Genomic DNA, 16,177 nt, shown 5'->3' with positions numbered 1-16,177 from the left:
CGGCTCACCCCTTCGTTTCCGGCTGATACTGCAGATAGATTTTTTTCAGCTCATTGGCGACACGGGTCAGCGAATACTGGCTTTTTGCCTTATCCCAGGCCGACCTCGACAGCTCGTAGCGGTAGCCGGGATCAGCAATTACTTTTTCCAGTGCATCAGCCAGCGCAGTCTGATCATCCGGGTTGACCAGCAGGCCGTTCACACCGTCTTCAATCTGCTCCGGAATGCCGCCGACATTGGTGCCGACCAGGGCAAGGCAGCTGAGGGCAGCCTCTGCAAACACCGAACCGAACGCTTCCGCCCTTGAAGGCAGGACAAAGATATCAAAGAACGGCATGAATTCCTCCGGATGCAGTGTATACCCGTAAAAAATCGTTTCATTATATATACCTAGCTCCTGTGCCAGCGCCTCCAGTTCTCCGCGCGACGGTCCGTCACCGATAATGTGGAGCACATATTCATGGCCGCGGTCCTTCAGCTCTGCGCAGGCTCTGAACAGAATATCCAGACCCTTGGCAGGTACCAGACGGGTAACCGTAACCAGCTGCGGGATGCTGTTGTCATGCGGCACAGGCTTGAATCTTTTCTCGTCAAAACCGTTCGGGATAATGCCAATGCTTGCAGGATGCTCGGTATAAGGGATCAGATAGTCGGCAAAAGCGCGCGAAACCGTCATCAGCCGGTCACTCACATGCTCAAGCTCACGGTAAATCGACACTAGAAACTGGTGCTCTAGCCCGCCCTCACGGATTAGACCGTTAAGAATAAGCTCGCGCTCATAGCTGGAGTGCAGCGTCTGAATCAGCGGAATTTCCGGATAAATCCTCTTCATGGCAAGGCCCGCTATCGGATGATGGGCATGGATCAGATCATATTGCTTGCTCATCCGCAGCTTGGTCCACCAGATGTAATCCCGGTAGGTCTGGATATATTTTTGCACAACCGGACTTTCGCCGTATACCGTCCAGTCAAACGTCTCAAAGACAATCTCTTCGCGTCCCTTGCCCCTTATCCGCTTGGGCAGCCAGAACAAATCCATATCCCAGCGGCTGGAACGGAACCGATCCTGCAGGTAAGGGATCATGGAAGATACACCGCCGGGCTGCTCCGGCGGGAAGAATAGCGCTTGCAGCAAATTCATAAGGTACATCCCCTTTTCGATTGCCCTGATTACGGTGAGACCCGGCAATTATGATATAGTTGTATATATGTACATTTACAGGCACTCTTAGGTCCCATACCTTGATTTTATCGGTATCCACCTGAAACAGCAACTAATTAAGAACACTTGAGCCTGTTTTGAAATCAACCTTAAGGAGAATGACGTATGAACGAAGAACGGCTGCCCGCCGCTTTTACAGCTGCCATGAAGGAAATGCTGGGGCAGGAGGCGGACGCTTTTCTGCACAGCTACACATTGCCGCGGACCCAGGGCTTGCGGTTCAACACTTTAAAAAGCACCCCCGGCAGCGCCCCCGCCGCCCAGGCAGCCGCGCTGTTTGGCCTCACTCCGGTCCCGTGGTGCCCCTCGGGCTATTACTATGAGGACCCGGCCCGGCCCGGCAGACACCCCTTTCATGCCGCCGGACTATATTATATTCAGGAACCTTCGGCAATGTCCGCAGCAGAGCTGCTTGCCCCGCTTCCGGGAGAAACCGTGCTTGATCTGGCTGCCGCACCAGGCGGTAAAACCACACACCTAGCCTCCCTGATGCAGGGACAAGGACTGCTTGTCTCCAACGAGATACACCCCGAGCGGGCAAAAATCCTGGCGGAGAACGTGGAACGCCTCGGTATCTCTCATGCCCTGGTGACCAGCGCTACTCCGGGAGAGCTGTCACGGCGCTTTGCCGGGGTGTTTGACCGGATTATGCTGGATGCCCCCTGCTCAGGGGAAGGTATGTTCCGCAAGGACCCGGCAGCTGTCAGCGAATGGTCACTTGATCACGTGAAGATGTGCGCCGAGCGGCAATGGGATATTTTACAGGACGCTTATCTGATGCTGAAGCCGGGCGGAAGTATGGTCTACTCAACCTGCACCTTCAACCGTCTGGAGAATGAGGAGACCATCAGCCGGTTTACCCGGGCTTATCCGGATATGGAGCTGATTACGCAGAAACGGCTCTGGCCGCATCACGAAAAAGGCGAGGGGCATTTCGTCGCCCTGCTGCATAAAGCGGCCGCTTCCGGCTCCGGTGAGGCAGAGCGGTCCGGCAGTAAACGCAGCGGCGGAAAGGGCAAAAACGGACCGCGTGTCCATGCATCACTCCGCGATGCCTATCAGCAATTTAGCGACTGGGCGGCAAAGGAGCTGCCCGGATTTAACGGCCAGGGCAGCCCGCTGCTGTTTGGGGAGTCGCTCTATCTGCTGCCGGAAGCCTTTAATGAGCGCCTCCATACCGGCCTGCTGGATGGACTCAAGGTGCCGCGCGCCGGCCTGCATCTTGCCCACCTGAAGAAAAACCGGATTGAGCCAGCCCATGCCCTGGCCATGAGCCTTCAGCCCGGACAGGCTGCACGCCATTATGATCTTGCAGCTGACAGTCCGGAGCTTCAGGCCTGGCTGCGCGGGGAGAGCCTGGCTGTTCCGGCTGAGCTCCATGGCTGGACGCTTGTTACCGTAGAAGGCCTGCCGGTCAGCTGGGGTAAAGCCAGTTTAGGCCAGCTGAAAAACCATCTGCCCAAGGGCCTGAGAATACAAAAAGCCCATCTTGAGGAGGCTTAGGCACCTAACCAGTTCAGACCCGCCTTCCATGCATATGATGTCATTATCCCAAGGACGCCGCAGCCGCAAGGCAGGCATTGGGAACCAGACATGAGTTAAGGGAGGAATCAGACATGGGTGCAGTTCCTGGCTTCACATCAACCGGTGCAATTTTGGTGCTTTTCATCTTGCTCGTTATCATTTCCCGTTCGCTGTTTGTCTAACTCTATTCGCAGCTAAAAATAGTGACAGCAGGCGGCCGCGCAGCCCTTCACAGGGCTGTGCCGCCGCTTTTTTTATTTGTATGGACCATAGCGGGGTCCCTGCCTCAGCTCACCCATCTTATACAAGAGCTCTGTCTCATCTTCCCCTTGCCTTCCAGTTAACTCATATCAGCTCTTATCAGCTCTTCGCTTAGCTTATCCATCTCATTCCCCTCACCAGGCTCACCCAACTCCTCTGTTTCATTTTCCATTATCTTGCCTGCTCATCTCAGCTCATCTCTCATCTCAACTCATCCCACCAGACTCACCTAACTCCCCTGTTACATTTTTCCCTGTCTCTCACCCAGCTCTTCTCAGCTCATCTATCTCAATCTGCACTTTCCACTCCGCCATCTAATCCAACTCCTAGGTCTCATCTCATTCATCTAACTCACCGCCTCATACATTTCCACCCACCACTCCTGAACTTCCTTCACTTCCAGATCATCCCTTACTTCCAGATCATCCCTCACTTCCCGATCATCCCTCACTTCCAGATCATCCTTCACTTCCAGCTCATATTCTCCCCGCATTTCTCCCTCCGTTCGTCCGACCTCCTTACTCCACGCTCAGTCCCATACTGCTCAGTTCCCACACTCCCCACCTGCCCCCACTCTCCTGGTTAAGGGTCCTTTCTATTTAGTTCGATTTTCGTCACCTAATTCTTCTGATTTCCTACATTTCCGGGTATTAGGTGGAAAAACATCATCTAATTTTGCCCCCTGAGCCCTTTTGGCGATAATATGGATAATTAAGTGTCGTTTTTATAACTAATGTTCCAAATATGATGTTTGGTGAAGTATTAGGTGTAGAAATTCCATCTATTTTGAGCAGAAGCCCCCCGATCCCAGCAAACACAGCCAGATAGCTAAACATCAAAAGCAAAGAATGCCCTTATTAATCGCCTCATCAGTACTTATGATCTTATATTAGCTGCTCATGCCGGCCATGCTGCTATAATATGCACCAATGGTAATTTTCACATCTTTCCACCTGCTCTCCGCTTCCAGCTTCCAGCTTCCCTCTTCCCTCTTCCCTCTTCCCTCTTCTAAGCCTCCACAATTTAGTTCGATTTTCGTCACCTAATTCTTCTGATTTCCTACATTTCCGAGTATTAGGTGGAAAAACATCATCTAATTTTGCTCCCTGAGCCCGTTTGGCGATAACCCCCGCCGATTCCTGCAAACGCAGCCAGATGACCGTTACCATCAAAAAAAAGCATAAACCAGTACCGACCGGCACCAGTTTATGCTTGTAATACCCTTAAATTATAATTGCCCGAAGCTTAAAGACAATACTTCACAAGCGCGTCCCGAACGCCGTGCTCGTTGTTGGTACCGGTGATAACATCCGCAGCTGCTTTAACCTCAAGCGGGGAATTGTCCACGGCAACACCCAGCCCGGCGTAGGTCAGCATGGAGATATCATTGTAATAGTTGCCGACAGCCATTACTTCGTCCTGCGGGATACCAAGCTGTGCAGCAAGCTTCTTAAGCGCGTTACCCTTGGAAGCTTCATGATGCATGAAATCGGCAAAAAACTCGCCGCTGCGCAGCATATTGTACTGCTGGGTCCAGGTGCCCCATTCCCGCATTGCTTCATCCAGCACCGCAGACTTGGTGAACACTGTAAATTTGACGATCGGCTCGCGGAATTCCTCCCACGCCGGCAGGGAGGCCGGCATAATCCGGAAGTGCTCATACATATAGTTGGCTTCCTTAGTCAGGTTCTCCACGTTGTCCACATACATCTCGAAGGCCGTACTGACATCAAAATGGATATCATGCTTCCGGCAGTATTCGATGTAAGGGTCCAGCCCGCGGCCGTCCATCCCGTATTGATCGAGCACCTTGCGGTCACTGACCGATACCGTTGCACCGCCGTTGTGGCCGAGAACATAGCCCGTCAGCCCCAGCTCCTCCATAAAAGGAATCGAGTTCTGCGGGCTGCGGCCGGTACATAACACGATTTGTCCTCCCCGGCGTGTAACCTCGGCAATGGCCTCTTTATTTTCAGCACTCAGCTTATGGTCATCATTAAGCAGCGTTCCGTCAACATCCAGCGCAATCAGCTTGTATTTCATACTCCACCATCCTTGTCTGTCTATTTCTATCCGGCTGTATCAAGCAAGCTTATCAAAGCCGGGTCAACAATGAACCGTATTTGTATTAAGCATATATAAAATCGTCCAGCCGGCCACAGCCGTCAATCTGCGGAAACCTCCGCCCCGCCGGTTAACAGCGCAAGCTCTGCGTCCGTCAGCTCACGGCTGGCTCCAAGCGGCAGGCTCTCATCCAGCTTCAGCCCGCCCATGGATACCCGCTTCAGAAACGTCACCTTTTTGCCGACAGCGATAAACATCCTTTTTACCTGATGGAACTTGCCTTCGGTAATGGTCAGCGAGATGTATGAGACCGTCTTCGCTCCCCGTTCTCTGCTAAGAATGCTCAATTGGGCAGGCAGAGTCACGTAACCGTCCTCCAGCTCAACCCCCCGGGCAAAAGCCTCCACATCATCAGCATCCACATCCCCCTCTACCGTAGCCTCATAGGTCTTAGGCACGTGCTTGCGGGGAGAGAGCAGCTCATGGGCCAGCTTGCCGTCATTGGTGAGCAGCAGCAGTCCTACCGTATCTTTGTCCAGCCTGCCGACGGGAAAAGGCTCGAACAGGGCATAATCGGCCTTAAGTAAATCAAGCACCGTCCGGTCACGCTTGTCCTCTGTAGCTGACAGCACACCGGCAGGCTTGTTCATCATCAGATATATAAATTCCCGGTAGCAGACCTCTTCACCGGCTACTGCAATTACATCTTCATACGGATCTACATGGAAGCCGCTGTCTTTAACGACCTTACCGTTCACGGTGATTAAGCCCAGCTTGGCCTGCTTGCGGATGTCACTGCGCGAGCCGATGCCCATGTGGGACAGTACTTTATCAATGCGCTGCTTCTTTCCGGCGTTACCAGATGTATTCATGCTTTAGGTCCACCTCCATCCTGCGGGATATTCGTTCTTCAGCATACCGTCCTGCCATTTGCCCCAGCCGGCGCTGAAGCTGTCAATGCAGACCAGGACGTAGCCCTTGGACGGGCTGCCCGGCTGAACAGACAGCCGCTGCTCAGGAGCAGCCAGCGTCTCGCCCTTCAGATAGGAGACAGCTTCGCCGTTGGCGCTGTCCAGCGACAGGCTGCGCAGGCTCTCGGACGGCCTTAGCGCTGTAGCCAGCGGATGGCCCGGAATGAATCGGCCGCTGCGCAGCTGGCCCATATACCAGCCTGGACGGATGGTCCTCAGTCCGTCCAGTGCCGCAGGCGGCAGCGGCGAGATATACAGATGCTCGCCGAACAGCACCGGGTAGCCGGCCGGCTGCCAGCCGAGCTGCTCCCGGCAGAACCCGGCGAACGCGGCCAGCGCCGCTTCCTCGCCGGAGCCCTGCGGCCGCTGACCGCGCGCGCCGCCGCCCTTACCCTGACCGCGTCCGCCTTTGGCCTCGCGGTCCCTGCTGCCGCCTGCCTTGGCCGGCCGGGCGGCAGAGCTGCCCTTGCTGCGCACGGAAACCGGGAGCGCGGTATCCGCGTCCCCGGCCGTTCCTTGCGCAGCAGCACTTCCGTCATGGCGAAGCACCGCCATGAAATGGCCCTCGCCCTTGACCTTATGCGGCCAGAGCCGCACGGCCTCGGGCAACCCGCTGAGGCCCGGCGCGAACCCGCCGGACCCGCCCGCCGGGACCGCCGTAAATTGCGGCTGCCCGGCGAGGAATTCCAGGATCGACCCTTCGTTTTCCTCCGGGGCGAACGTACAGGTCGAATACACGATCGTTCCGCCCGGCTTCAGCGCTGCCGCTGCTGACCGGAGAATCTCCCGCTGCATATCAGCATACTTCTGAGGTGTTCCCGGCTCCCACTGCTTGACCATATCTTCGTCTTTACGGAACATGCCTTCGCCGGAGCAAGGGGCATCGATCAGAATCCGGTCAAAGAAGCCCGGGAAAGCCGCAGCAATCCGCTCCGGACTTTCATTCAGCACAATGCCGTTTCTTACGCCGTAGAGCTCCAGATTTTTGGCCAGTGCCTTAGTCCGGTCAGGATGCAGGTCATTGCTGACCAGCATCCCCGTGCCCTGGAGCTTGGCGGCAATCTGGGTGGATTTGCCGCCGGGCGCCGCGCACAGATCCAGCACCCGGTCGCCCGGCTGTACATCCAGCAGTTCAACCGGCGCCATAGCGCTCGGCTCCTGGATGTAATACAGGCCGGCATGATAATACGGATGCTTGCCCGGCCGGGCTCCTTCTTCCGTGTAGAAGCCGGCCGGACACCAGGGAATCGGCTCCAGCCCGAACGGCGAGCGCTCCAGCAGCTCCTGCACAGTAATTTTCAGTGTATTAACCCGGATACCCGCATAAGGCGTTTCCTTATAGGTCTCCAGGAATGACTCATATTCTGTTCCAAGCAGTTCCTTCATACGCCCGGTAAACGAGCCGGGCAATTGTGCTGCCATGATGCTGTCCTCCTGCTTGTGTTAGCTGAATTTGGGGATTAACAATCAAGGAACACCCCTGCGGGTGCTCCTAATTAGATGTTGCTTTTATCGCGGGTTTATTTGTGGCGGGCTCTGTCCGGCCTTTGCGGTCCGCGCCGTTGGGGCACACTCGGCACAATCCCGGGGGCTGTCTGCTCCAGTTCAGCTGCAAGCGCCGGATCCATGACTTCAATCGTAAGGTCATAATAATCAAACGGGCTGGCGGCGTAATCCTTCAAGCGTGAGGCATATACGCCAACCTCTGAAACCAGCCTGGCAAGATTGATGCCCAGTGTCTCGCCGGGGTATTGCTTAAGCACACTGTAAGAACGTTCAAGCATAATCAGTCCGCCGCGCACATTGCCGTTACGGAAGTGATACAATCCGACAGCCACCTGCAGCAGCGCTTTGTAGACCGGATCGCGGTCCCGGGCCAGCCACAGCTCTTCAAGCACCTCATGGCATTCAAAATAGTCTCTGTCACGGTTGAAGTAGACCAGGTAAGCCAGGTACAGCGGTTCAAAGGCCATCCTGCAGGCTGCCCTTCTTGGCATTTGAGATCAGTCCGCGCACATGCTCCAGCAATTGCTTCATCGCTTCCATGTCCTGCGTCTGCCAGATCTCATTAAAGCGGTTCTGGCTTTCAATCGCCTCATTCACCAGATGATAGAAATACAGCTGGTGAATGGCGTTAAGCACTTGAGTCGTCGTGTTGGAGTTCTCCTCGAACAGCTTTTGCGCCTCCAGAATTTCTTCACGGATGCTGGACATCTCACTGTCCAGGATTGACGCGGCTTCTGCCGCTGTCTTCAGGCGCACCCGCATTTCATCCGGCAGGCTTTCACGGTATTTATAGTTCAGGGAATGCTCAATGGTAGCCCAGAAATTCATCGCCAGTGTCCGGATCTGAATCTCGGCCAGCACAATTTTCTGTCCCAAGGCCGTCTGCACCGGATATTTAATAATCATATGGAAGCTGCGGTAGCCGCTTTCCTTATAATTGGTGATATAATCCTTCTCGTACAGCACCTCAAGGTCCTTGCGGGCCCGGATGTATTCAGCCACTCTGCGGATATCCTCAACGAACTGGCACATAATCCGGATTCCGGCAATATCCTCAATGCCCGTTTCCAGGTCCTCCATTTTTACATTCAGGCGCTTGGCTTTTTCAAGTATGCTGGAGAGACGTTTGACACGTCCGGTTACGAACTCAATCGGCGTGTATTCCTCTCTCTTCTTGAGCTCCGAGCGCATTGTTTTGAATTTAACCTTGAGTTCCTCCACAGTCTGTTCATATGGAAGCAAAAAAGTTCCCCAATCCCTGCCGTCCATCGCCTTCGTCCTCCTGTCCATTCAACCTTCAGTGATGATCGGCGCCCACCGCTTCCAGGATATGAGAGAAGCCGTCCCGCCGCAGCAGCTGCCGCAGGCCGGCATGCAGCCGGCGGTTAACCTCCGGTCCCTCATAGATGAGCGCCGTATAAATTTCAACCAGGCTCGCACCTGCCCGGATCTTGTCATAGGCATCCTGGGCGCTAAAAATACCGCCTGACCCGATGATCGGCAGCTTTCCGCCCGTCTGGCGGTAAATGCTGCGGATAATTTCCGTCGACCGGTCTCTCAGCGGCTTGCCGCTTAGACCGCCTGTTTCACCGGCCTTGTCGCTGGTCAGTCCCTCGCGGCTTAGCGTGGTGTTAGTGGCAATAACGCCGTCAACTCCAGCTTCTGATAGCGTATGTACCATAAATTCCAGCTCACTGTCACTGACATCCGGAGCAATCTTGACCAGCAGGCTTTTGGCGCTGCCGCTCTTGTCCCGCTGAAGGGCCATTTCTTCCTTCACTTCAGAGAGCAGCTTTGCCAGCTCACTGCCATGCTGGAGGCTGCGCAGGTCCGGCGTATTCGGAGAGCTGATATTAACCACAAAAAAATCACCGTAAGGGTACAGCGTACGGATACACTGGCGGTAATCCTCGTGCGCTGTTTCATTCGGAGTTGATTTATTGCGTCCGATATTGACCGCTACCGGTATTCTGCGCGTCTTCAGCTCCTTCAGCCGCTCTGCCATCGCCCCGGCACCTTCATTATTGAAGCCCATCCGGTTGATGAGCGCTTCATCAGGAATCAGGCGGAACAGTCTAGGACTGTCATTGCCCGGCTGCCCTTTGGGCGTTACTGTACCGACCTCCATAAAGCCGAAGCCGATGGATGAGAAGCCGCCGACCGCCTCGGCATTTTTGTCGAGACCGGCAGCAAGCCCTACCGGTGTAGGAAAATGAACACCGAACAGGTCAACAGCCATATCTGCCGTTTCAGGGACTCCGTACATAAGCCGCATAGCTGCACTTCCGCCTGGAACAAATGCCGCTTTGTTTAATCCGCCGATCACGAGATGATGCGCTTTTTCCGGATCCATTTTAAAGAAAATAGGTTTGCCTAAATGCCGATACAGCACCGTTCTCGCTCCTTCAAGGGATTACCCGAATCGTCCTCCGACTCCCCGTTTCGTTTGTTTTCTTCTTAATTTTATCCTTTTCCGGGCGAAAAGAAAAGTTTTTTACCGTGCGGATATTCCTGGCGGAGCCGGGGAGTATAGTAATTTTCTGCTAAACCCATTACAATGTAAGGGTAATCACCGATAAAGAGAGAAAGAAGGATGACGAACATGTCAACTAAACGCAAGCCTCCGACACTTCAGCAAAAAAAAGAAGAAGTGAACCGCAAAGCGATCCTGTGGATTGGTGCAAGTCTGGTTCTGCTGATTCTGCTTATTGTCGTCTTGTTTCTGGTAGCAGGCAATTAATTCAGCCAATGGTAGACTTTATCGGGGTTGGTCTGGTTGGCAGGGGCTTCCGAAGGGTAACGTTCACCCGGAACCAGCACCTCATCAGGCAGGCCCCCTTTACTTATCTGCACCTTCGTGCCCATCGGCACCATCGCGAACAGCTCCTCCACATCCGCACGGCTCATCCGGATACAGCCCAGTGACTCATCCTTGCCGATGCTTTCCGGCTCATCCGTACCATGTATAGCATAGTTAGTGTCCGAGAGCTGCATCCCCCGGCTGCCGAATTCCCCGTTGTCCCGTCCGTTCGGATTCACTACCTTGTCTGTAATAGTAAAAGTCCCCTCAGGCGTCCTGCCGCCTCCAAGCCCAACCTTATAATTCCTTAAAATAACGGAGCCGCTGGTTACTGCCAGGCGGTGATTTTGCTTATCTACTATTATAGTGAGCGGTCCGGTAAAAAAAGGCAGCTCCTGACCGCCGTTACCTGCAGCCCCGGCATTGCCTCCGCCGGCTTCTCCTCCACCTGCAGCCGGTGCTTTATCGCCTGACCCTGCGGCTGGCTGCTGTGTCATACCTGCGGCGGCTGCACTACGCACAGAAGCGAATGCCTCCTTCATCAGCGGTGTAGTTCCGGCAAGCCAGTTGCCCGGAAAAGCTCCTGTCAAAGCCTCCGGAGACTGCGGAAGGCTCCCCTTACTGTTCTTATAGGCACGCATTGCGCTCCACAGCACGGCCAGCTGCTCCTGACGGCTCTGCCATTGCCCGGCCTGCTGCTGCAGCGCAGCAGATTCCGGCGGCTCACATTCACAGGCAGCGCGGTCATAGGACTGGTAGACAGCACGTCCGTTAGCATTCTTCACTAGCGTTGCAGCCAGCGGAAGCTTTTCCCTCCAGAGCAGCCATTTCCCTGACCGCTCCATTGTCAGCATTGCTGTAACGTCAGGCTTTTCTCCCTGCAGCAGCTGCGCAAGCGCCGCGCCTGAGCCTGCAGCGTCACCGGAAACGGCCGTAAACCCCAGCTCCGGCTCCTCCTGCAGCTCCGGCCGGGCTTCCTGAGGATCATCTGCTGCAGGCTCAGGAGCCGTCTCCTCCGCTTGGCTGAGTGCTAACGCCAGCTCTGCCTCCGTTCCCAAATCTGCGCCAGACGGAACGGCTGACGGCAAAAGCACCAGCATTGCCAGCATCAGCGCAACGAGCATGCGCCTCCTTTTGAGCTTGACCTGATGGCGGTCATACGCCGCCTTGAGCATGCCGTCCTCATACTCGCGCAGCATTTCCGCCGGAACTTTACTGCGTTCAAAAGCCTCATACACTTCACCGGCCATATTAAAGCAATAATTGGCCTTACCCTCCTGGCCGCTCTTATAGTATTCCTTACCGAGCAAGTACCATGCCATCTTGTTATCCGGGTGCATTTGAACGTAAGCCTTAAGATGCTGCGAATTTTTCATCGGGGCCTCCGGGAATCATTAATTCTTTCTTCTACTTATATCGGCATCTGCATGAAAAAAAGACATCCCTGCCGGACAAGTACCGGCGAAGAGATGTCTTTATGTGTGTATATAAGAATCAAATATAAGCCTAAATCTTATATCCGGCCCTCATATCCGGTGCGAAGCCGCCAGCCTGGAATTAACCTTCCTTATTGAAAGGAGCGTCCGCAATTTTGATGGAATCGGTTGGGCAGCCGTCAGCAGAATCCTGCAGATCGTCGAACAGATCGTCAGGGATCACTGTGCATCCGCGGTTTCCGTCATTCTCAAAAATCACTTCTGCCAAACCCTCATCATCGTAATCAAAAATATCAGGAGCCGTTGCGCCACAGGCACCGCAAGCGATGCAAGTGTCTTTTTCGACCCAAGTGTACTTAGCCATTTTATCTCTGCCTCCCGTTGAACAATACAGCCTGCAGCAGCAGCCTGTTATTTCAACCATATTAATATAAAAAGGATACAATTTCAATGAAATTTCAACACGTTTACACATTTGCCGCATATTCTGTCAGCTAACCGCTTTGAAAGCCCATTCGCTCGCTCAGGCTTTTTCCGGGTCCACCTGCTCCATGTTATCCTTCTGCAGCGAGGTGCCTCGCTCCTTGTGGTTACGCAGGCGGGCCGAATGGCTGTCACTTAGCATTCCGGCAGTAAGCACAGCATTTTCACCAAATTTGTTGCGCAGCATGTCCATTGCCTTATTCAGTGATTCCTTCTTCGGCTGACGCTCATAATCGAACAGATCCAGCTGAATCGCGGATTCCTCCTTGGGGCTCAGGCCCTGCAGGGTTACGCCAAGCAGTCTTACCGGCTTATCACCCTTCCAGTGCCGGGCAAACTGCTCGCATACAACCTTGTAGATATCCTCAGCGGTTTCTGTAGGAGCCTCCAGCTGGCGGGATCGCGTTATCGTCTTCATATCAGGGGTCCGGATCGTAAGCTGCACACCCGCAGCAACCAGGCCCTGCTTCCGGAGCCGCCGTGCTACCTGATCGCTCAGATTCAGCAGGATCGGCCTGGCATCAGCCAGTCCTACCACATCCTTCGGCAGAGTCGTAGTATGCCCGATGGACTTGCTCTGCTCGCGCTCGGGATTCACCACTCCATAATCTAAACCATTCCCGGCCCGCTTCAGCCAGGAGCCCATCACCCCGAAATGGTCGGTAAGCATCCGTTCATCGGCTGCCGCAAGCTGTCCGATATTATAAATGCCCAGCTTGCGCAGCTTTTCAGCCGTCTTGCCGCCGATACCGAACATTTCGCCGCACGGCTTGTTCCACAGCACCTCGGGGACATCACGCAGACGCAGCACAGATATGCCGTTCGGCTTTTTGAGATCCGAGGCCATTTTGGCCAAAAGCTTATTGGGGGCTACCCCGATCGAGCACGGCAGACCCAGCTCATCCATAATCCGCCGCTGAATCTCTCCGGCAATTTCCAGCGGGGTGCCAAACTGCTTGGAGCCGGTAATGTCCAGATAGCACTCATCGATGGATACCGCTTCTAGCAGCGGGGTATAGCTGTAGGCAATCTGCATAAAAGCATTGGAATATTTGCGGTATAAATGAAAATTCGGCTGAATAAGGGTTAAGGACGGGCATATGTGCAGCGCCTTCTGCACCTGCATGCCTGTAGATATCCCGAACCTGCGGGCAGCATAGGAACAGGTAACGATAATCCCCCTGCGCTGCTCCACACTGCCGGCAACTGCGGTAGGCTTTCCTTTGTATAGATCCGGCTCCTCCGCTTCATGCACCGAGCAGTAAAAAGCATTCATATCAACATGCAGGATCACCCTGCCGCTTGCCGGGTAATAACGGTCCACATTCTGCACAATATCTACCTTCTTATCTACATGGTTTCCATTGTTCATTTCAGCATAACGCTTTTGTCTGCAGGAGGTCAATTAAAGTCGTAACTCTCCTGTAAAGTTCTTTGTTACATTCCCGCGTAAAAATGCTATAATATAAAAATTATTTCAAAACACAGTTGATGCTTTAGGAGCCAGCTTTGCACGAAGCAGTACGTGGAAGCCATGCTCACAAAACTAAGCATATGCTTCCGAAGCCAGTTTTGTCCGAAGCCAATCAATGGAGCAGATGCTCACAAAACTTTTAGGAGGAGACTTAATGTCTAAGTCCATTTCCATCTTCGATACGACACTTCGCGACGGCACCCAAGGCGAGGGCATCAGCCTGTCTGCGGATGACAAGCTGAAGATTGCCAAGAAGCTCGATGATCTCGGTGTACATTACATTGAAGGTGGCATCCCGGGGAGCAACAATAAAGACATTGAGTTTTTCAAAAGAGTCAAGGAACTGTATCTTAACGCCAAAATCACCGCTTTCGGCAGCACCCGTCGCAAAAACTCCGTCGCAGAGCATGATGATAACCTGCTTAGAATGCTTGATGCCGGTGTTCCGGCGGCAACACTCGTCGGTAAGTCCTGGGACTTCCACGTGCATACCGCCCTTCAGACAACGCTGGAGGAGAACCTCGCAATGATCGGTGACTCCATTTCCTATCTTAAGCGCAAGGGACTGGAGGTCATCTTTGATGCCGAGCATTTCTTTGACGGCTACAAGAACAATCCGGAGTATGCTGCAGCCGTGCTGGCCAAGGCCCGCGAAGCAGGTGCAGACTGGCTTGTCATGTGTGATACGAACGGCGGTACACTGCCGAATGAGGTATACGACATCGTAACAGCGATCTCCGGGCAACTTCCCGGCGCTGCTTTGGGCATTCATACCCATAATGACTGTGAGCTTGCAGTTGCCAATGCACTCAGTGCAATCAACGCGGGAGCCCGGCAGGTTCAGGGTACCATTAACGGCTACGGGGAGCGCTGCGGTAACGCGAATCTGTGTTCCATTATCCCTACCCTCCAGCTTAAAATGGGCCGCCACTGCATTCCGGGAGATTCCCTGCCTCAGCTGACCAATACTGCACGCTATATCAGTGAGGTTGCCAATGTGAACATGCCGGTGAATCAGCCTTATGTCGGCACCGCTGCTTTTGCCCATAAGGGCGGCATCCATGTCTCGGCCATTCTGCGCGATTCCCGTACCTACGAGCATATTGCACCAGAATTGGTAGGTAACAAGCAGCGTGTTCTCGTCTCCGAGCTTGCAGGCCAGAGCAACGTGCTCTCCAAAGCCCAGGATATGGGGCTTAGTCTTGACCCGACCAGCGAGCAGGCGCGCAAGGTGATCGACAAGATCAAGAATCTGGAGCACCAGGGTTACCAGTTTGAAGGTGCAGATGCCTCCCTTGAGCTGCTGCTGCGTGAAGCGACTGGCGAGCTTAACGAGCTGTTCAAGTTTGAATCCTTCAAGATGCTCGTCGAAAAGAATGCCGGCCAGCCGGTAGTCTCCGAGGCCTTCGTCAAGCTCCGTGTAGGCGGAGAAAGCCTGTACACCGCCGCTGAAGGCAATGGTCCGGTTAACGCACTGGACAACGCCCTGCGCAAAGCGCTTAAGACTTATTTTCCGCAGCTTGATGAAATGCATCTCTCTGACTATAAGGTCCGTGTACTCGATGAGCAGGATCAGACTGCAGCCAAGGTACGTGTATTGATTGAATCCAAGGACTACAACAACACCTGGAGCACTGTCGGAGTATCCAGCAATGTGATTGAAGCCAGCTGGGAAGCGCTGGTGGACAGTATGCGCTACGCCCTGCTCGGCCAGATCTCCCTGGAGAACGAAACAAGAAACAGCAGTGAACCAAAAGGTCTGGTCAATCATTGATGAGAGCCTGATTGGAACACTACCGCATATGAAGCCCCTCTGCCGCGGGAATTTCCCGGTATACAGAGGGGCTTCATTCCGGCTTCCGAAGGCTCAGGAGCCGGTTAGTGCAATTATTTTTTTCTCGAGCTCCTCAGCAGTCAGCATGCCGAGTACAACCTCGGTAATGACTCCGTTCTTGTCGATGAGGACATTGGTCGGAAAGACCTGGCCTTTATACAGATCAAACACTGTCCCCTTTTCATCGAACAAGGCCGGAAAAGCCAGCATATATTTTCTGATGAACCGCTCTGCATTGGGCTTATAATCCTGGCTGGTTACATTAACTCCGTAAATATCCAGTACATTCTTGTATTTCAGGGCCAACGCATTCAGGTCCGGCGCCTCCTCCTGGCAAGGGCCGCACCAGGATGCCCAGAAGTTCACAATCAGCGCCTTTTCCCTCGGACCGCCAACCGTATAGACATGACCATTTTTATCCTTCAGTGTAAAGGCAGGTGCCGCCTGGCCGGCGCCGCCCGCCGTGGACATCCGGCCGGCTGCCGGAACCGACTCAGGCTCATCCTTAGTCCAGCTTCCAAGGGCCGCTGCGACGAATAGAGCTACCAATGCCAGAACCGCAAAATTCAATCGTTTAACAGCTCTCATCAGATGTCTGTTCC

Annotated in this window: 16 protein-coding genes; 4 read left to right on the top strand and 12 right to left on the bottom strand. The window is 54.0% G+C overall.

Features of this window, described 5'->3' with window-relative positions; translation table 11 throughout:
- Positions 1 to 4 precede the first annotated feature (4 nt).
- Positions 5 to 1,141, bottom strand: coding sequence for a glycosyltransferase family 4 protein (locus R70723_RS11115; RefSeq protein WP_039872061.1), 1,137 nt, complete (start codon positions 1,139 to 1,141; stop codon positions 5 to 7).
- Between the two features lie 186 nt (positions 1,142 to 1,327).
- Here R70723_RS11115 and R70723_RS11110 point away from each other — a divergent pair, with 186 nt between their 5' ends.
- Both R70723_RS11110 and R70723_RS33985 read left to right on the top strand, forming a co-directional pair.
- The gene (locus R70723_RS11110; protein WP_039872060.1) at positions 1,328 to 2,725 is read left to right on the top strand and encodes an RsmB/NOP family class I SAM-dependent RNA methyltransferase; all 1,398 of its coding nucleotides are present in this window, start codon (positions 1,328 to 1,330) and stop codon (positions 2,723 to 2,725) included.
- 113 nt (positions 2,726 to 2,838) lie between these two features.
- On the top strand, positions 2,839 to 2,928 hold the full coding sequence (locus R70723_RS33985; protein ID WP_197073075.1) for a sporulation protein YjcZ: 90 nt from the start codon (positions 2,839 to 2,841) through the stop codon (positions 2,926 to 2,928).
- 425 nt (positions 2,929 to 3,353) lie between these two features.
- On the opposite strand, the gene R70723_RS33370 is transcribed toward R70723_RS33985, so the two are convergent.
- The 7 genes from R70723_RS33370 to R70723_RS11080 all read right to left on the bottom strand — a co-directional run bounded on the left by R70723_RS33370 (position 3,354) and on the right by R70723_RS11080 (position 9,940).
- The gene (locus tag R70723_RS33370) at positions 3,354 to 3,500 is read right to left on the bottom strand and encodes a hypothetical protein (RefSeq protein ID WP_156123808.1); all 147 of its coding nucleotides are present in this window, start codon (positions 3,498 to 3,500) and stop codon (positions 3,354 to 3,356) included.
- A 752-nt stretch (positions 3,501 to 4,252) separates the two neighbouring features.
- Complete coding sequence (locus R70723_RS11105; RefSeq protein ID WP_039872057.1) at positions 4,253 to 5,050, bottom strand: Cof-type HAD-IIB family hydrolase; 798 nt, start codon at positions 5,048 to 5,050, stop codon at positions 4,253 to 4,255.
- Between the two features lie 122 nt (positions 5,051 to 5,172).
- Positions 5,173 to 5,943, bottom strand: coding sequence for a pseudouridine synthase (locus tag R70723_RS11100; protein ID WP_039872055.1), 771 nt, complete (start codon positions 5,941 to 5,943; stop codon positions 5,173 to 5,175).
- A gap of 3 nt (positions 5,944 to 5,946) precedes the next feature.
- Positions 5,947 to 7,464 carry an RsmB/NOP family class I SAM-dependent RNA methyltransferase gene (locus tag R70723_RS11095; RefSeq protein WP_039872053.1) on the bottom strand — a complete coding sequence of 506 codons (1,518 nt, stop codon included), beginning with the start codon at positions 7,462 to 7,464 and terminating at the stop codon, positions 5,947 to 5,949.
- 98 nt (positions 7,465 to 7,562) lie between these two features.
- On the bottom strand, positions 7,563 to 8,015 hold the full coding sequence (locus R70723_RS11090; RefSeq protein ID WP_039872051.1) for a DUF309 domain-containing protein: 453 nt from the start codon (positions 8,013 to 8,015) through the stop codon (positions 7,563 to 7,565).
- Entirely contained in the window at positions 8,005 to 8,817 is an 813-nt protein-coding gene (locus R70723_RS11085; RefSeq protein WP_039872049.1) for a GTP diphosphokinase, read from the bottom strand. Before R70723_RS11085 ends, R70723_RS11090 begins: the two co-directional genes overlap by 11 nt.
- A gap of 28 nt (positions 8,818 to 8,845) precedes the next feature.
- Complete coding sequence (locus R70723_RS11080) at positions 8,846 to 9,940, bottom strand: quinone-dependent dihydroorotate dehydrogenase (protein WP_039872047.1); 1,095 nt, start codon at positions 9,938 to 9,940, stop codon at positions 8,846 to 8,848.
- Positions 9,941 to 10,150: 210 nt separating this feature from the next.
- On the opposite strand from R70723_RS11080, the gene R70723_RS33735 reads away from it, so the two are divergent.
- Complete coding sequence (locus R70723_RS33735; RefSeq protein WP_179088101.1) at positions 10,151 to 10,288, top strand: hypothetical protein; 138 nt, start codon at positions 10,151 to 10,153, stop codon at positions 10,286 to 10,288.
- Here the strand turns inward: R70723_RS33735 and R70723_RS11075 are convergent.
- From R70723_RS11075 to R70723_RS11065, 3 genes are all read right to left on the bottom strand, one after another.
- Positions 10,285 to 11,724: a L,D-transpeptidase gene (locus R70723_RS11075; RefSeq protein ID WP_039872046.1), complete on the bottom strand. Its 1,440-nt coding sequence runs from the start codon at positions 11,722 to 11,724 to the stop codon at positions 10,285 to 10,287. The genes R70723_RS33735 and R70723_RS11075 overlap by 4 nt on opposite strands.
- A 181-nt stretch (positions 11,725 to 11,905) precedes the next feature.
- A complete protein-coding gene (locus tag R70723_RS11070) occupies positions 11,906 to 12,148 on the bottom strand; it encodes a ferredoxin (RefSeq protein ID WP_039872044.1) in 243 nt (80 codons plus the stop codon).
- A gap of 159 nt (positions 12,149 to 12,307) precedes the next feature.
- The gene (locus R70723_RS11065; protein WP_372238274.1) at positions 12,308 to 13,639 is read right to left on the bottom strand and encodes a DNA polymerase IV; all 1,332 of its coding nucleotides are present in this window, start codon (positions 13,637 to 13,639) and stop codon (positions 12,308 to 12,310) included.
- 256 nt (positions 13,640 to 13,895) lie between these two features.
- On the opposite strand from R70723_RS11065, the gene cimA reads away from it, so the two are divergent.
- Positions 13,896 to 15,515 carry a citramalate synthase gene (gene cimA, locus R70723_RS11060; RefSeq protein WP_039872042.1) on the top strand — a complete coding sequence of 540 codons (1,620 nt, stop codon included), beginning with the start codon at positions 13,896 to 13,898 and terminating at the stop codon, positions 15,513 to 15,515.
- 93 nt (positions 15,516 to 15,608) lie between these two features.
- Here the strand turns inward: cimA and R70723_RS11055 are convergent, their stop codons facing one another.
- Positions 15,609 to 16,163 (bottom strand): TlpA family protein disulfide reductase, encoded by a 555-nt coding sequence (locus tag R70723_RS11055; RefSeq protein WP_039872040.1) that lies wholly within the window; start codon positions 16,161 to 16,163, stop codon positions 15,609 to 15,611.
- Positions 16,164 to 16,177 lie beyond the last annotated feature (14 nt).

It is taken from the genome of Paenibacillus sp. FSL R7-0273, from assembly GCF_000758625.1.
In the GTDB taxonomy this organism is placed as follows: Bacteria; Bacillota; Bacilli; order Paenibacillales; family Paenibacillaceae; genus Paenibacillus_AQ.
This window is presented reverse-complemented; position numbering and strand designations above follow the sequence as displayed.

Bases quoted from the DNA above. Each gene is read 5' to 3' on its own strand.
- R70723_RS11055 (WP_039872040.1), bottom strand. From the start codon at position 16,163: ATGAGAGCTGTTAAACGATTGAATTTTGCGGTTCTGGCATTGGTAGCT.
- R70723_RS33370 (WP_156123808.1), bottom strand. From the start codon at position 3,500: ATGCGGGGAGAATATGAGCTGGAAGTGAAGGATGATCTGGAAGTGAGG.
- cimA (WP_039872042.1), top strand. From the start codon at position 13,896: ATGTCTAAGTCCATTTCCATCTTCGATACGACACTTCGCGACGGCACC.
- R70723_RS33735 (WP_179088101.1), top strand. From the start codon at position 10,151: ATGTCAACTAAACGCAAGCCTCCGACACTTCAGCAAAAAAAAGAAGAA.
- R70723_RS11110 (WP_039872060.1), top strand. From the start codon at position 1,328: ATGAACGAAGAACGGCTGCCCGCCGCTTTTACAGCTGCCATGAAGGAA.
- R70723_RS11075 (WP_039872046.1), bottom strand. From the start codon at position 11,724: ATGAAAAATTCGCAGCATCTTAAGGCTTACGTTCAAATGCACCCGGAT.
- R70723_RS33985 (WP_197073075.1), top strand. From the start codon at position 2,839: ATGGGTGCAGTTCCTGGCTTCACATCAACCGGTGCAATTTTGGTGCTT.
- R70723_RS11105 (WP_039872057.1), bottom strand. From the start codon at position 5,050: ATGAAATACAAGCTGATTGCGCTGGATGTTGACGGAACGCTGCTTAAT.
- R70723_RS11070 (WP_039872044.1), bottom strand. From the start codon at position 12,148: ATGGCTAAGTACACTTGGGTCGAAAAAGACACTTGCATCGCTTGCGGT.
- R70723_RS11065 (WP_372238274.1), bottom strand. From the start codon at position 13,639: ATGAACAATGGAAACCATGTAGATAAGAAGGTAGATATTGTGCAGAAT.
- R70723_RS11095 (WP_039872053.1), bottom strand. From the start codon at position 7,464: ATGGCAGCACAATTGCCCGGCTCGTTTACCGGGCGTATGAAGGAACTG.
- R70723_RS11090 (WP_039872051.1), bottom strand. From the start codon at position 8,015: ATGGCCTTTGAACCGCTGTACCTGGCTTACCTGGTCTACTTCAACCGT.
- R70723_RS11100 (WP_039872055.1), bottom strand. From the start codon at position 5,943: ATGAATACATCTGGTAACGCCGGAAAGAAGCAGCGCATTGATAAAGTA.
- R70723_RS11115 (WP_039872061.1), bottom strand. From the start codon at position 1,141: ATGAATTTGCTGCAAGCGCTATTCTTCCCGCCGGAGCAGCCCGGCGGT.
- R70723_RS11085 (WP_039872049.1), bottom strand. From the start codon at position 8,817: ATGGACGGCAGGGATTGGGGAACTTTTTTGCTTCCATATGAACAGACT.